Consider the following 534-nt stretch of genomic DNA (forward strand, 5'->3'; position numbering starts at 1 on the left):
TTAAAGAGAATCGTCCTCTTAAAATTAAAGCTGGTTTTGACCCTACAGCTCCAGATTTACATTTAGGACATACGGTTCTTATTAACAAACTAAAAACGTTTCAAGATTTGGGTCATGAAGTTACTTTCTTGATTGGCGACTATACCGCCATGATTGGTGACCCAACGGGTAAAAGTGCAACTCGTCCGCCGTTATCACGCGAACAAGTTGAAGCTAACGCTAAAACTTATCAAGAACAAGTTTTCAAAATCTTAGATCCGAATAAGACAAAAGTAAGGTTTAATTCAGAGTGGTTTAACCAAAAGTCTGCTGCGGATCTTATTCAGTTGGCAAGCCAGCAAACAGTATCACGTATGTTAGAGCGTGATGACTTCACTAAGCGTTATAACAATCATCAGCCAATTGCAATTCATGAGTTCTTATATCCTTTAGTTCAAGGCTATGACTCTATCGCACTTGAAGCAGACGTTGAGTTAGGTGGTACAGACCAAACCTTTAACTTACTTATGGGCCGTACATTACAAAGCCGTTATG

General features: G+C 39.1%; 1 protein-coding gene. It reads left to right on the forward strand.

The window, feature by feature from the left end; translation table 11 throughout:
- The coding region (gene tyrS / locus ABD296_RS50195) for a tyrosine--tRNA ligase (protein WP_344285805.1) at positions 1–534 on the forward strand (534 nt) is incomplete at both ends.

Source organism: Actinomadura napierensis (assembly GCF_039529375.1).
Lineage (GTDB): Bacteria > Actinomycetota > Actinomycetes > Streptosporangiales > Streptosporangiaceae > Spirillospora > Spirillospora napierensis.